The 14,366-nt window shown below is 43.6% G+C and carries 10 protein-coding genes; 7 read left to right on the top strand and 3 right to left on the bottom strand.

Going from position 1 to position 14,366, the window contains the following annotated elements:
- Nucleotides 1–499 (bottom strand): DUF4184 family protein (locus tag GW12_RS15295; RefSeq protein WP_152598518.1); only part of this gene is annotated, 499 nt, incomplete at its 3' end.
- Nucleotides 500–644: 145 nt separating this feature from the next.
- Here GW12_RS15295 and znuD point away from each other — a divergent pair.
- Nucleotides 645–2,780 (top strand): zinc piracy TonB-dependent receptor ZnuD, encoded by a 2,136-nt coding sequence (znuD, locus tag GW12_RS03445; RefSeq protein WP_034583402.1) that lies wholly within the window; start codon nt 645–647, stop codon nt 2,778–2,780.
- Between the two features lie 106 nt (nt 2,781–2,886).
- Nucleotides 2,887–4,350 (top strand): phospholipase D family protein, encoded by a 1,464-nt coding sequence (locus GW12_RS03440; protein ID WP_034583400.1) that lies wholly within the window; start codon nt 2,887–2,889, stop codon nt 4,348–4,350.
- Between the two features lie 240 nt (nt 4,351–4,590).
- Here GW12_RS03440 and GW12_RS03435 read toward each other — a convergent pair whose 3' ends face one another.
- On the bottom strand, nt 4,591–6,231 hold the full coding sequence (locus GW12_RS03435; protein WP_034583399.1) for an acyl-CoA synthetase: 1,641 nt from the start codon (nt 6,229–6,231) through the stop codon (nt 4,591–4,593).
- A 470-nt stretch (nt 6,232–6,701) separates the two neighbouring features.
- Between GW12_RS03435 and GW12_RS03430 the strand changes: the two genes are divergently transcribed.
- The 5 genes from GW12_RS03430 to GW12_RS03410 all read left to right on the top strand — a co-directional run bounded on the left by GW12_RS03430 (nt 6,702) and on the right by GW12_RS03410 (nt 13,438).
- On the top strand, nt 6,702–7,982 hold the full coding sequence (locus GW12_RS03430) for a D-arabinono-1,4-lactone oxidase (protein WP_034583397.1): 1,281 nt from the start codon (nt 6,702–6,704) through the stop codon (nt 7,980–7,982).
- A 21-nt stretch (nt 7,983–8,003) separates the two neighbouring features.
- Nucleotides 8,004–9,161 (top strand): alanine racemase, encoded by a 1,158-nt coding sequence (locus GW12_RS03425; protein ID WP_034583395.1) that lies wholly within the window; start codon nt 8,004–8,006, stop codon nt 9,159–9,161.
- Between the two features lie 274 nt (nt 9,162–9,435).
- Entirely contained in the window at nt 9,436–11,358 is a 1,923-nt protein-coding gene (gene thrS, locus GW12_RS03420; RefSeq protein WP_034583394.1) for a threonine--tRNA ligase, read from the top strand.
- Between the two features lie 5 nt (nt 11,359–11,363).
- Nucleotides 11,364–11,915, top strand: a complete 552-nt coding sequence (gene infC / locus GW12_RS03415; RefSeq protein WP_081403448.1) for a translation initiation factor IF-3 — start codon at nt 11,364–11,366, stop codon at nt 11,913–11,915.
- Between the two features lie 851 nt (nt 11,916–12,766).
- On the top strand, nt 12,767–13,438 hold the full coding sequence (locus tag GW12_RS03410) for an HAD hydrolase-like protein (RefSeq protein WP_081403447.1): 672 nt from the start codon (nt 12,767–12,769) through the stop codon (nt 13,436–13,438).
- 50 nt (nt 13,439–13,488) lie between these two features.
- Here GW12_RS03410 and GW12_RS03405 read toward each other — a convergent pair whose 3' ends face one another.
- Nucleotides 13,489–13,977, bottom strand: a complete 489-nt coding sequence (locus tag GW12_RS03405) for an Hsp20 family protein (RefSeq protein WP_034583392.1) — start codon at nt 13,975–13,977, stop codon at nt 13,489–13,491.
- Between the last annotated feature and the right edge of the window lie 389 nt (nt 13,978–14,366).

Here is a 14,366-nt window from a genome sequence, read left to right as displayed (position 1 = left end):
GTCTATTTGTGCAACAAAGCCGGATTGAACTACCAATTTGTAGGGTGCGGTGTAAGGGATAAATATGCCCAAATAAGGAAATATCTTTTGATAAAAAAGATTTGAATATAACAGTGCGAAAATCTGCATGGGTCAGACCATCCCAAAGGATATGCGTACAGACACCAATAAGTACAGCAAACATGGTGCCAAGACCAAATTTAAAAGCACTAAAAAAATTATTGATATTTAAGGGATGTTGGATGCCACAAAAACGATAAATGACCGGGCGATATAAGATGTACCAGCAAAAGCTGAAACAAAGCCCTAGTATTAAATCGGGATAAAGTAATGAACTCCAGTAATGTGCTAAATAGGGATCATCATACCCATATCTGACAAACAACCGATATAAATCCGGTACCATACAGCCAATCGCCAATGCGGCTACAGGTAAGCGATGACCTGTTAATTTTGAGAGCGGGGGAGCGAGTACGGCATGGGATAAGGTAAAGGGCATATATAGAAATGTACTAGGTGCGAATTAGAATCTAAATAATAAAATCAAGTCTGAAGTATAGCCTAAATCAAAAGAAGTGATTGTAAAAGTAATGAAATGTTATATTATAACGTTATTCTATTTCTGATCATTTTGAGCTTGGGTCATGTCGTTTCATAAGAACTTAATAACACTTTCCATTTTTGCAGTTGTCACGCCAGCCGTTTGGGCACAATCAGAACAATCCGCTGGACCGGTACAAACCTTGGAAACCATTCAGATTCAGGCCCATCCTTTAGTACAGACAGCGGCAGACTTTGCCTTGGCTGATCAGGTAATTGATCAGAAAGTGCTGGCTGAAGGTGCAACTACTATTGGAGATGCTCTAGCTAACCAATTAAGCGTGTATTCCAATCAGTATGGTACTGGTGCGAGCCGTCCGGTCATTCGTGGACAAGATGGACCGCGAGTAAAAGTATTACAGCATGCTTCTGAAACTGCGGATGTTTCGACTCTATCACCTGACCATGCCGTGACGGTCGATCCGATTCTGGCTAAACAGGTTGAGGTAATTCGTGGACCTTCAACTTTACTTTATAGTGCTGGAACTGTTGGTGGCCTGGTCAATGTCACTGACCAGAAAATTCCAACCCAAATGCCGGAAGATGGTCTAGAAGGTAAAGTTGGACTACGTTACAACTCGGGCGGCGATGAAAAGCTGGCTAGTGCTGGTGTGACCGCAGGTATTGGTGAGAACTTTGCCTTGCGGGTAGAAGGTTCTAAACACAAAGCCAATGACTATATTGCTCCAGATTATTTTCATGATCATGACGGTGAATTGGAAAAAGAACGTCGTGTAGGAAATACTTTCTCGGAAGGCCAGACTGTAAATATTGGTGGTTCATGGATTCATGACCGTGGTTTTGTCGGCCTGTCTTATAGCAACCGTCAGGATGAATATGGCTTGCCGGGGCATAGCCATGAATATCATGGATGTGAGTTACACAACGATCATTTTCATTGTCCAAAACCAGATCCAGATCATGAAGATGAACATGATCATGCTGGTGGACCATGGGTGGATTTAAAATTCGAGCGTTATGATTTACGAACCGAGCTTGATAAACCGTTTGCCGGTTTTGAACAATTACGTGCCCATGTTAGCTTTACCGATTATGAGCATGATGAACTCGAAGAAAATGAAGTGGTTAGCAACTTCAAAAGCCGTGGTTATGATGCACGTTTAGAACTGGTGCATGTTCCTGTTGCTGGTTGGGAAGGTGTGATCGGTACCCAGTTTAGTCAGCAAAAAATTGATTTAGCTGGCGGAGAAGGTCATGACCACAATGAGCATGAAGATGAAGGCCACGATCATAGTGAACATCATGCGGCACATGAAGGACATGATCATAATATTTTAATGGCCAATACGAATACCAAAAAATACAGCCTGTTTGCTTTAGAGCATAAACAAGTGGGTGATGTGCATCTTGAAGTCGGTGCGCGTATCGATCATCAAACCATTGATGTTGATGCTGAACAAAAGAATTATTCTGGTACTGCCTACTCTGCATCAGCAGCAGCGAACTGGGAGTTTGTACCGAACTATAAACTTTCTATTGTGGGTTCTCATCAAGAGCGTTTACCGTTGGCACAGGAACTGTATGCCGATGGGATGCACTTTGCGACCAATACTTTTGAAGTTGGTAACCCGAATATCGATAAGGAAACTTCAAACAACTTAGAACTTGGCTTCCATTATGAAGGAGACAAGCTCAATTATCATGCACATGTTTATCACAACTGGTTTGATGATTATATATACGGTGCAACTGTTGCGAAAAAAGGCAATTTACGTGGTATCCAATATACCCAAGACAAAGCCCGTTTCTATGGTGCAGAAGCAGAAGCGACTTATGCACTGAATGACACCTATAAGCTGGGTGTATTTGGTGACTATGTCCGTGGCAAGATTGATGGTGAAAATGCACCACGTGTCCCGGCAGGCCGTTTAGGTACCAAAGTTGAAGCTGATTTTGCTGATGGCTGGTCAGGTTTGGCAGAGTATTACCATGTCTTCAAGCAGGATAAGTTTGCAGACTTTGAGGATGAAACCCAAGGCTACAATATGGTTAATGTCGGCTTAAGCTATGCCAATACCATTGCCGATAGAAATGCTTATAGTGTGTATTTAAAAGCCAATAACCTGCTGGATGATCAGGTTTATTCTCATACCTCATTCCTGTCGAATATTCCGCAAGTGGGACGTAACTTTACCGTGGGTCTCGAGTACGATTTCTAAGGATTTAACATGTGTGAATGGCTGCATCCTGGCCAAAACACTGAAAATGACTTGAAAAATCATCAGATAAAACCTAGCCTGATTATATTGGGTTAGGTTTTTTTATATGCGTATCTTTCAGCGAATTCATAATAAACTAAATTGGTCAGGACGCCGCTATATGGCAGTTATCCTTATATTGCTTGCGATAAGTTATCTGGGTTCAGCGCTGTATCACACCTTCAAGCCATTGCCAGAAGGTTTGAATTACACGGGCCAATTACGTCATTCTGAAGTGAAATTTCTGGCAGATCAGACCTATATTGATGCTCAGGGCAAGCAGCAGCTGGATCACCATATTTTCAAGGAAATGCTAGGCATGATCGAGGAGGCCAAAAGCCTGATCGTGCTGGACATGTTTCTGTTCAATACTGAAGTTGGGGAATCCAAGCTGGAACATGAGCAGCTAACCAAGCAGCTTACCGATGCCTTGATCAACAAGCGCATTCTCAATCCTGAACTGGAAGTGAAGCTGATTACCGATCCGATCAATTCAGTTTATGGCGGGATTTCGCCTGAACATTACCGGCAGCTACGCCAGCATGGTGTTGATGTGATTGAAACTGATCTAACACCGTTACGTGCTTCCAATCCGATGTGGTCGGGTTTCTGGTATTTGTGCTGTCAGGGTATTGGCAATAATCCGCAGAAAGGCTGGCTGCCGAATCCCTTTGGTGACGAAAAAATTACCCTGCGCAGCTATTTTAATTTGCTGAATTTCAAGGCCAATCACCGTAAAACTTTGGTCGTCGATACAGATGACGGCTGGAAGGGATTGGTCACTTCCATGAACCCGCATGATGGTAGTTCACGCCATTCCAATATTGCACTGGTGGTCAAAGGCAAAACTGCCCTAGATCTTCTACAGACTGAACAGAGTGTCGGCATGATGTCAGGTGCCAATATGCCTGCAGTCATTGCCGGTGAATTTGAAGCGGCGAAAACCGAGCCACAGGCACAGGTACTGACGGAAAAGGGCATTTATGATGCGACCTTAAATCTGATTAACACTGCGAAAAAAGGCGATCATATCGATTTGGCTGTATTCTACCTGTCGGAACGCAAAATTATTAAAGCACTTCTGGCAGCTCACGAACGTGGTGTAAAAATGCGTATCTTGTTAGATCCCAATAAGGATGCCTTTGGTCGTCAGAAAAATGGCGTGCCCAACCGTCAGGTGGCGCATGAATTGCATCAGGCTGGTATTGATGTCCGCTGGTGCAATACGCAGGGCGAACAGTGCCACAGCAAGATCATGATCAAGCGTAATGGTTCGCAGGCCGAGATGATTTTGGGTTCAGCCAATTTCACCGCCCGTAATTTGAAAAACTATAATCTGGAGACTGATATGCGTGTGGTGGGTTCGCCCCAGTCTGCGGTTTTTGTGGAGGCCCAGCGTTATTTTGATAGTTCTTGGTCGAATCAGGATGGTCGAAACGCCAGTCTAGATTATGCCGCGTATCAGGATGACTCGCGCTGGAAATACTGGTTGTACCGTTTTATGGAATGGAGTGGTTGGTCGACATTCTAGATTGATGTTCCCTATAAAAAAGAAGCTAAAAATAGCTTCTTTTTATTTCCTGTCTTACTTAAATCATCGATAGGTTGAGCTTTAACTCCTAAGAAAGCTAAGGTTTATTAAATTTCTGAAGATAATAAAAAACGCTGACAGGAGTGTTCTGGACTGGGAACCAGACTCGCTGTCAGCGATAAAAATTTGCAGGTTCAGTATCCTTTACCTTGCCTGCATCATCAACACAATCACAGATGATTAGCTAAATTCACCAGACGAGCGTTCTTTGACCCATTCACGCAGCACAAACTTTTGCAGCTTACCGGTTGAAGTTTTCGGAATTTCAGTAATTACCACATCTTTTGGTACCTTGAAGCGTGCCAGATGTTGACGGCAAAATTCCATAATTTCTTCAGGTGTCACGTCGAAGCCTTCTTTTAGTTCAATGAAGGCACAAGGCACTTCCTGCCAGCGTGGGTCCGGTTTCGCTACGACGGCAGCTGTCAGGATCGCAGGGTGCTGATATAGCACTTCCTCAACTTCCAATGAAGAAATATTTTCACCACCAGAAATGATCACGTCTTTAGAACGGTCAGTAATCTTGGCATAACCATCCGGTTGGCAAACCGCGAGGTCACCGGTATGGAACCAGCCACCGGCAAAGGCTTCCGCCGTCGCTTCAGGGTTTTTTAGATAGCCTTTCATGACGATATTGCCACGGAACATGATCTCACCAAGAGTCTTACCATCATGTGGCACTTCCTGCATGGTTTCAGGGTCCAGTACCTTCATACCATCTTGCAGTGGATACGGTACGCCTTGGCGTGAGTGTAACTGTGCCTGTTCTTGAATCGACAGATCTGACCAACCCGCTTGTGAAGCACATAGGGCAGAAGGGCCATAGGTTTCAGTCAAGCCATACACGTGAGTCACATTAATGCCGATATTACGCATGCCTTCAATAATGGCTGCTGGAGGGGCAGCACCAGCGACCATGACTTCGACGCGGTGATCGAACTGGGTTTTCTTCTCTGCGGGGGTATTGATCAGCATTGACAGCACAATCGGTGCACCACAGAAATAATCAACTTTATGTTTGGCAATCAACTGGAAAATCAGTTCCGGATCAACCTTACGTAGACAGATATTGGTACCGCCGTTGGCCGCCATGGTCCAGGCGAAACACCAGCCATTACAGTGAAATAGCGGCAGGGTCCAGAGATAAGTCGCACGCGGGGTCATACCGCAGGCAATGATATTACTCGCCGCATTAATATAGGCACCACGGTGGTGATAGACCACACCTTTCGGGTTGCCGGTTGTACCTGAAGTATAGTTTAGACTGATCGCATCCCATTCATCGCCTGGCAGGTGCCATTCAAAGTTTGGATCACCTTTGGCCAGCCAGTCTTCATATTCGATCTGACCAATACGAGTACCTGGCAGTTCATAATTTTCATCTGCAACATCGATGACATAGATATCCTGCTTGATCAGTGCTAGCGCTTCCTGCGCCAGAGTAGTAAATTCAGGATCGACCAGCAAAACTTTGGTTTCTGCATGTTCTAGCATAAATGCCAGTGTCTTGGCATCCAGACGGGTATTGAGGGTATTCAGTACTGCACCTGCCATCGGGATCGCAAAGTGTGCTTCGATCATGGCTGGGACATTCGGTAATAGCACAGAAACGGTATCATTCTTGCCTACACCAAGTTGTTGCAGCTGATGGGCAAACTGACGGCAGCGTTTATAAGTTTCACGCCAGGTGATTTCACGCTGGCCATGAATGATGGCATTCTGGTTGGGATAGATATAGGCCGCACGATCGAGATAGCGTAAAGGTGAAAGCGCCACAAAATTTGCTGGTGTGCGTGGTAATTCGTCGTATGCACTGACCATTGTTCTACTCCATGAATAAAATAATTATTGTGTAATTACTCTAAATCTAGCAATTCTGTACCGGTTTGACATTTATGCTTTAGTCGAGCCTGACCTATAGGTCATATTTTTAGTTGTAGATTTTTGTTTTTACAGATTTTTCCTAATTCAGCAGAACTGTTACTTTGTATGTCGGACACCTCTATAAATATAGAAAAATGGATTAGAGGGAGATAAACGGTAGGCGCTAATAAGCGCATAGTTATAAGCTGCCCAATAATCAGGATTTATTTTCGTGGATTAATGACTGTTAAAATCAAATTACTTTGCAAGTATTTATAAAAAAACAAGTTTTACAAATCTCTACAGACATTTAAATTGACTTCTTTTTCAGAAAAGCCGCATGATGAGCACTACATAACAATAACCCTAAAAATAATAAGAATAGCCGCCCGGGTTTATTGGGTTAAATAGGGTGGAAAGAAGCCGCTATGGAAATAGCACCAGCACAGACATGGGCCAACTGGTCTGGCTCACAGCGATCAAATCCTCATATTTTTCATTCTTATAGTGTGGAAATGTTGCAGGGATTAGTGCGTGTTTATCCCAAGTTGCGTGTCGTGGGTGCCAGTCATTCCTTTAGCGCCCTGGCAAAAACCAATGAAGTTCTGGTCTGTCTAGATCAGCTCAAGGGCATGTGTGGCTATGATCGCGAGCAATGTCGTAGTACTTTCTGGGCAGGTACTCGACTGCATGATGTAGGAGAAAAACTGGCCACTATTGAGCAGGCTTTGGTGAATCAGGGCGATATTGATAAACAGAGTCTGGCAGGTGCGATCGGCACAGGTACACATGGCACCGGAATCACACTCCCTTGTTTATCTGCACTGGTTTCTGAATTCGAACTCATGCTGGCTGATGGAAGCCTGATTCAGTGTAGCTCAACCGGAAATACAGAAATTTTTACTGCGGGGCGGGTGGCTTTTGGCAGTCTGGGGATCATGACCCGGATTCAGCTGCAAAACCGGCCGATGTACCGCTTGCGTGAACAGATCCGGCTCTGCTCCTTAAATGAGCTATATGCCAATATTGATTTGTGGAAGCATCAGCATAGACATGTCGAATTCTGGGCCTTTAACCATTCCGACAATGTCATTTTAAAAATACTGGATGAAACCGAAGAAGAAGTACAGGCCCGTCCGGATGGCTGGATGGATGAAGACTTTATTTTGAAAATGTGCTGTGAACTGACCCGACTGTGGCCGGGACTGAATCCCTGGTTGCAACGTCTGCTGAATATCTTTATTCGACCTTCAACGGCAGTAGACTGGTCCAGCCGGATTTTTCCGAGTGTCCGTAATACCCGTTTTAATGAAATGGAATATCAGCTGCCTGTCAAACAGGGGCTGGCCTGTTTTGAGGAAATTATGGAAGTGTTGCGGCGACAAAATGTGCCCATGTTTTTTCCGATTGAATTTCGCTATGTGCGCGGTGATGACATTTGGCTAAGTCCATTCTATCAGCGTGATTCGGTCTCGATTTCGGTACACCAGTTCTATAAGCAGAATTATCGGGAGGTTTTTAATCTGGTCGAGCCGATTTTTTTGAAATATGGTGGGCGTCCGCACTGGGGCAAGTTACATACACTGCGAGCTCGGCAGCTGTGTGAACTCTATCCAAAATGGGAGGAATTTCAGCAGTTGCGGAAAGCGCTTGACCCGGAAGGAAAATGGCTCAATCCTTATCTTGAGTGTCTGTTCATTCCGTCCTGAATGAACGAAGGAGGGCATGACATGGTCTATCTTGATTATTTTCAGGAACTCCAGAAGAGTCTCAAAGAACAGGGTAACGGCCAGCCGCAACTGATTCTGGATGTGCCTACACTGGAACAGAATATTGACTGGTTACAAAATAAAATTCCAACGCATCTGAAGCCACGGCTGGTGGTGAAGTCACTGGCCAATGCGGTATTGCTAAAACGCATTGCTAAAGCCTTGCATACCCAAGCCTTTATGGTATTTCACCTGCCGCATGCGCTACATATCCTGAATGCTTACAGAGAGCCGGATATCCTGATGGGTAAACCGGTACCGTTACAAGGTTTAAAAACTTTTGTGGAAAGTCAGGCTGAGCATTTGCCTAAAGTGCAGTGGCTGATCGATTCATCCCATCGCCTCAGGCAGTATCTGGCTTATGCCAAAGAACACAATTTACAGTTACGGGTCAATCTGGAGATTGATATCGGCCTGCATCGTGGTGGACTGGCTGATATGGAACAATTCATGGATTGTCTGGCGATCATAAAAAGTCATCCTGAGCAGCTCAGCTTGAGTGGCTTGATGGGCTATGATGCGCATGTAGCTAAACTGCCCAAGGCGATTTTTTCTCCGGTCCATACTTATCAAAAGTCCCAGCAACGTTATCTCGATTTTATCGACATCATATGCCAGACTCTGCCGGAACTGGACCCGGACAGTCTGTGTTTGAACGGAGCTGGTAGTGGCACGCTGCATCATCACTTTATCCAAACCGTGTGTAATGATGTATCCTTTGGTTCCATGTTGCTGAAGCCAACTGATTTTGACCTGGAAGGGTTGGAACACATGCAGCCAGCCTTATGGATTGCGGCACCGGTGCTAAAAGTGCTGGATCAGTTGCAGTTACCGGGACTGGAAAAGCTTAGCCATTTTCAACCACGGCAGAAAGCGGTGTGTATCTATGGCGGTTACTGGCGCGGTAAATGTATCTATCCGCTCGGTGCACGTCCACATCGATTGTATGGGCGCAGTAGTAATCAGGAATTATTGCAGGTGCCGTTTAGCTGTCAGATTCAGGTGGATGATTATGTATTTTTCCGTCCGGCACAAAGCGAGTCGATTCTGCCGCAGTTTGCCTCTCTGTATGCTTATGAAGGAGGGCAGTATGAGCAGTGGGAAAATTTTAGAGAATAATGTTGAAAGAAAAATGAAATAAAGTAAGTGGATGAAGCCTAGGAAAATCCTGCTAAAAATACAAAGTATTATCGCAAGAGCCATTCCAAAATGAACAAAACCGGCATTCCGGTGGAGAAAAAAGGATTAACGGTTTATTAAACGGCCCGAGACGTGTAAAATTCTAGGCGATTTTTTTATTTATCCACCGTTTTTATCTTTTGAGGTTCTCCTCGATCATAATCTCGCGGTGATATGCTCTATTGTACGGGGCATCACTCCTTAAGGATTTCTTATGCCAATTATCACTTTGCCGAATGGCGATCAAAAACAATTTGATCAAGCCGTATCAGTAATGGAAGTTGCTCAAAGCATCGGTCCTGGTCTTGCAAAAAATACTGTTGCGGGTCGTGTGAATGGTCGTTTAGTCGACGCATGCGATTTGATTACTGAAGATGCAACACTACAAATTATCACGCCTAAAGATGACGAAGGTCTGGAAATTATCCGTCACTCTTGCGCGCACTTGGTGGGCCATGCAGTTAAGCAATTGTTCCCAGAAGCGAAAATGGTAATTGGCCCAGTCATTGAAGAAGGTTTCTACTATGACATCTGGATGCCACGTCCATTCACTTTAGACGATCTGGCAGCCATCGAAGAGCGTATGAAAAAGCTCATCGATCAAGATTATGATGTCATCAAGAAAATGACCCCACGTGACGAAGTGATCAAAGTATTCACTGAACGTGGTGAAGACTACAAACTGCGTCTGGTTGAAGATATGCCGGACGAAAAACAGATGGGTCTGTATTTCCACCAGGAATATGTGGATATGTGTCGTGGTCCACACGTACCAAACACTAAATTCCTGAAATCGTTCAAACTCACTAAAATGTCAGGCGCGTACTGGCGCGGTGATGCGAAAAACGAACAGCTGCAACGGATCTACGGTACAGCATGGGCTGATAAGAAACAGCTGGCTGCATACATCAAACGTATTGAAGAAGCTGAAAAACGTGACCACCGTAAAATCGGTAAAGCTCTAGACCTGTTCCACATGCAGGAAGAAGCACCGGGTATGGTGTTCTGGCATCCAAATGGCTGGACCATTTATCAGGTACTGGAACAGTACATGCGTAAAGTGCAGCAAGAAAATGGCTACCAGGAAATCCGTACGCCGCAAGTCGTTGACTTCACCCTGTGGGAAAAATCTGGCCACGCTGCTAACTACGCAGAAAACATGTTTACTACCAGTTCAGAAAACCGTAACTATGCGGTAAAACCAATGAACTGTCCTTGTCACGTACAGGTCTTCAACCAAGGTCTGAAATCTTACCGTGACCTGCCAATCCGTCTGGCAGAATTTGGTTCATGTCACCGTAACGAGCCATCAGGTTCTTTACACGGCATTATGCGTGTACGTGGCTTCACTCAGGATGATGCGCATATCTTCTGTACTAAAGATCAGATCGGTTCTGAAGTTGCAGACTTTATCAAATTGACACTAGACGTATACAAAGACTTCGGCTTTGAAGAAGTACAAATGAAGTTGTCGACACGTCCTGAAAAACGTGTCGGTGATGACAAGCTTTGGGATATGGCAGAAAAAGCATTAGCAGATGCTTTGGATGCTGCTGGTCTGGAATGGGAACTTCAACCAGGTGAAGGCGCATTCTACGGTCCGAAGATCGAATTCTCACTGAAAGACTGCCTAGGCCGTGTATGGCAATGCGGTACCATCCAGTGTGACTTCAATCTACCAGAACGTCTTGATGCGTCATATGTGACCGAAGATAACGATCGTGATCAGCCTGTGATGTTGCACCGTGCAATTCTTGGCAGTTTTGAACGTTTTATTGGTATACTTATTGAACACTACGCCGGCTTTATGCCACCTTGGTTATCACCAGTTCAGGCGTGTGTCATGAATATTACAGATTCTCAGGCAGCCGCTTGTGAGTCAGTCGTCGCAAAACTTAAAGAAAGCGGTATCCGTGCGATTTCCGACTTGAGAAATGAGAAAATCGGCTTTAAGATTCGTGAACGTACTTTAGAGCGTATTCCTTATCTACTGGTACTTGGGGACCGTGAAGTAGAAGAAGGTACGGTAAATGTCCGTACGCGCTCAGGGAAAAATTTGGGTACCATGTCAATCGATGCTTTCGTTGACTTGGTAAAAGCAGCCGTTGCCGAACGCGGCCGGTACATTGTGGAGTAACAGCGATTAAACAGCCTGACCGTAATCAACAGGGCGGTAACAAGTCAAACCGTCCTGCGTTGAATGATGAAATTCGTGCTAAAGAAGTCCGTCTTGTAGACGAGAATGGTGAACAAAAAGGTATTGTCAGCCTTGCAGAAGCATTGCGCGCTGCAGAAGCTGCTGATCTTGACCTGGTTGAGATCGTGGCAAATGCTGAGCCACCTGTTTGTAAAATCATGGACTACAACAAGCATTTGTTTGATCTGAAACAAAAGCAGAAAGAAGCGAAGAAAAAACAACATCAAGTACAGGTGAAAGAAATCAAGCTACGCCCTGGTACTGATGTTGGTGATTACAACGTTAAATTGCGTGCCATCCTGAAGTTCCTTGAGGAAGGCAACAAAGTGAAAATCACACTGCGCTTCCGCGGTCGTGAGATGGCTCACCAACAGCTGGGTCTGGCTCAATTGCAAAAAATTGAAGCTGACGTGGCTGAAGTCGGTGTAGTAGAACAAGCACCTAAGATGGAAGGCCGTCAAATGGGTATGCTGCTTGGTCCTAAAAAGAAAAAGTAAGCACTCCCTGACTGTTAAAAAAGCCCTGCAATTGCAGGGCTTTTTTATTTTTAAACTTCTGTATTTAAATCCCAATGCTGCTTTAGGTCATTCACGATTTGAGTGGTGTAATTTTTCGAGAAGTTGCCTAGATTAATGAGAGCAAATCTCTGTCTTAATCTGTTGCGTAAACTTTTCTGAATAAAGATAAATTCCACCGTACCATAATGAAAATTAAAATGCTGTTCTGATTCAGGAGTATCAAAGCGTGTTAGCTTTCGTTTGACATAATAATATGGTGGGTCATATTTCTTATTAAATCGACTATTTGTAATATCTTCACGTTTGATTGACCACCATGTGGGAATACCAAGCACACTGTAATAAATTTAAACTCGGTAATATGTAGCCGTATATTTCACCAAGCCAGTGAAACCAGCATCTAGCACAAAGAACGAGGAGCTTCTTTGATAAAGATGTTTAAAACCTCCAAGAAGGGTATTCCATCATCGAGTCCCATTTTCCAAAGAATCAATATGACTCCTATGGGTGTATATAAGCTTCAAATGGACATACACTGAAAAATAAAAATAGGATAAGAATGGTTTTGAGTTTTCATTATTTATTTAATTTTAATAAAGTTCTTAACTCATATTATTTTCTTGGAATTTAAAAAGAAAGAGTCATAAGTATCTTTGTAGGGAAGAAAACATTAAATTTCTGTTATCACCATCCATCCTGAAATCTGGCTAAAATAACAGCGTATTTATAGAGCATTGCTTTTCATCAGGATTGTGCTTATAAGAATGACAGACATAAATCGGGAATGGATGCTTTTTGAAATTTGTTTTTAAGTATTGGATGATGGCCTTATGGCATTTTTAAATAATTCGACAGTACCCTATCAACTGGTCATTTTTGATGTAGACGGTACATTGGTAAATTCTTTTGAGCAGTTTGTTGAGCTATTAAATTGTTTTGCCAGCAAATACCGCTACGCGCCGATGCATAAGGATCATATTGAACATCTGCGTGCCTTGCCACCGCGTCAAATCCGTCGTGAACTCAATCTTTCCGTATTTAAAACTTTTCGCCTGATGTATGACTGCAAGCGTGAAATGCGCCGTCGTGGTCTGGTGCCAGAACTATTTGAGGGTATTGCAGATTTACTGATGCAGTTGAAACAGCAGGGTGTGCATCTGGCGATTGTGACTTCCAACACTTCAGAAAACTGCCGCAAGTATCTGGGTAATGCGTTATTTCAACTATTTGACTGGGTAGAGACTAATGCTTCGATTTATGGCAAAGGCCGACAGATCAAAAAAATCTTACAACAGGCCAAGCTGAGTCCGGAGCAGGTGATTTATATTGGCGATCAGATTATTGATATTCAGTCGGCACATCAGAATGGCATTGTTGTCGCTGCGGTAACCTGGGGTTTTAATAGCGAATCTGCACTGGTCAAACATGAGCCGCATTATCTGATTCGTAGTATTCAGCAACTGGGATCACTACTATTGCCGGAACAGATTTCGATTGCTTGAAATAGCGAAAGGCCCCGCAGGGCCTTTCCAGCACGTTCTGTTTTTATAGCTTATTCAGCATTGACTGTTTTTTCAGTCACGTCCTTTTCAGCAGTAGCTTCCGGATTTTCTAACAGTAATTTTTTACCGATTGGGATTTGTCGAGGCAACTTTTCTTCCGGAATGATGCGTTGCAGGTCGATCATCAGCAAACCATTGACATAATCAGCCTGCTGTACTTCGATGTGCTCATCTAAACGCAGTGACAGTTTGAAGGAGCGACGGGCAATACCTTTGTGCAGGTATTCCACACCTTCGGTCTGAACGGCTTCTGGTTTACCAGAAATTGTCAGCAAGCGGTTTTCCAGCGAGATATTCATCTCGTCCTGATTAAAACCCGCCGTTGCAACCACAATTCGGTACTGGTTGTCGCCATATTTTTCGATGTTGTAAGGAGGATAGTTTGGCGCATCGCTCTGCATGGCGTAATCGATAAAGTCATTCAGACGGTCAAAACCGATACTGCGTCGGAACAATGGATGAAGATTGACGTTACTCATTATTAGAACCTCCTGAGTTCAGCAAAGTTTTAATATTAAGAATCAGATCTGTCATGAACATCATCGACAGAGCAAAAGATGAATGTTCATCCTTATGCAAAAATAAATATGTGTTTGAGGTGAAAATTTTCAAGGAATCTGGCAGGAAATTTTGAAAATTTAAAATCAAATATCTGAAAATTAATTAAAAAATATCTCTGTACACGACAAAAATAGATAACTCATTGAAATAATGTCATAATAATTGTTTTCTAACGACGAATACTATGACACATCTCAATGAGTTATATCTTATCTTAAACAAATATCTAAAATGGAACAAGTCACATTTAAAGGGCTTTGTTGCATAAATATGTAAGCATCTGATTTAAATAAATTTAATTTTGGAT

Origin of the sequence: Acinetobacter sp. HR7 (assembly GCF_000773685.1) — a bacterium.
Classification (GTDB): Bacteria; Pseudomonadota; Gammaproteobacteria; order Pseudomonadales; family Moraxellaceae; genus Acinetobacter; species Acinetobacter thermotolerans.
This window is presented reverse-complemented; position numbering and strand designations above follow the sequence as displayed.

What these genes read in the sequence shown, in the direction of transcription:
- znuD (WP_034583402.1), top strand. Translation starts at nt 645, where the DNA reads ATGTCGTTTCATAAGAACTTAATAACACTTTCCATTTTTGCAGTTGTC.
- GW12_RS03440 (WP_034583400.1), top strand. Translation starts at nt 2,887, where the DNA reads ATGCGTATCTTTCAGCGAATTCATAATAAACTAAATTGGTCAGGACGC.
- GW12_RS03435 (WP_034583399.1), bottom strand. Translation starts at nt 6,231, where the DNA reads ATGGTCAGTGCATACGACGAATTACCACGCACACCAGCAAATTTTGTG.
- GW12_RS03430 (WP_034583397.1), top strand. Translation starts at nt 6,702, where the DNA reads ATGGAAATAGCACCAGCACAGACATGGGCCAACTGGTCTGGCTCACAG.
- GW12_RS03425 (WP_034583395.1), top strand. Translation starts at nt 8,004, where the DNA reads ATGGTCTATCTTGATTATTTTCAGGAACTCCAGAAGAGTCTCAAAGAA.
- thrS (WP_034583394.1), top strand. Translation starts at nt 9,436, where the DNA reads ATGCCAATTATCACTTTGCCGAATGGCGATCAAAAACAATTTGATCAA.
- GW12_RS03410 (WP_081403447.1), top strand. Translation starts at nt 12,767, where the DNA reads ATGGCATTTTTAAATAATTCGACAGTACCCTATCAACTGGTCATTTTT.
- GW12_RS03405 (WP_034583392.1), bottom strand. Translation starts at nt 13,977, where the DNA reads ATGAGTAACGTCAATCTTCATCCATTGTTCCGACGCAGTATCGGTTTT.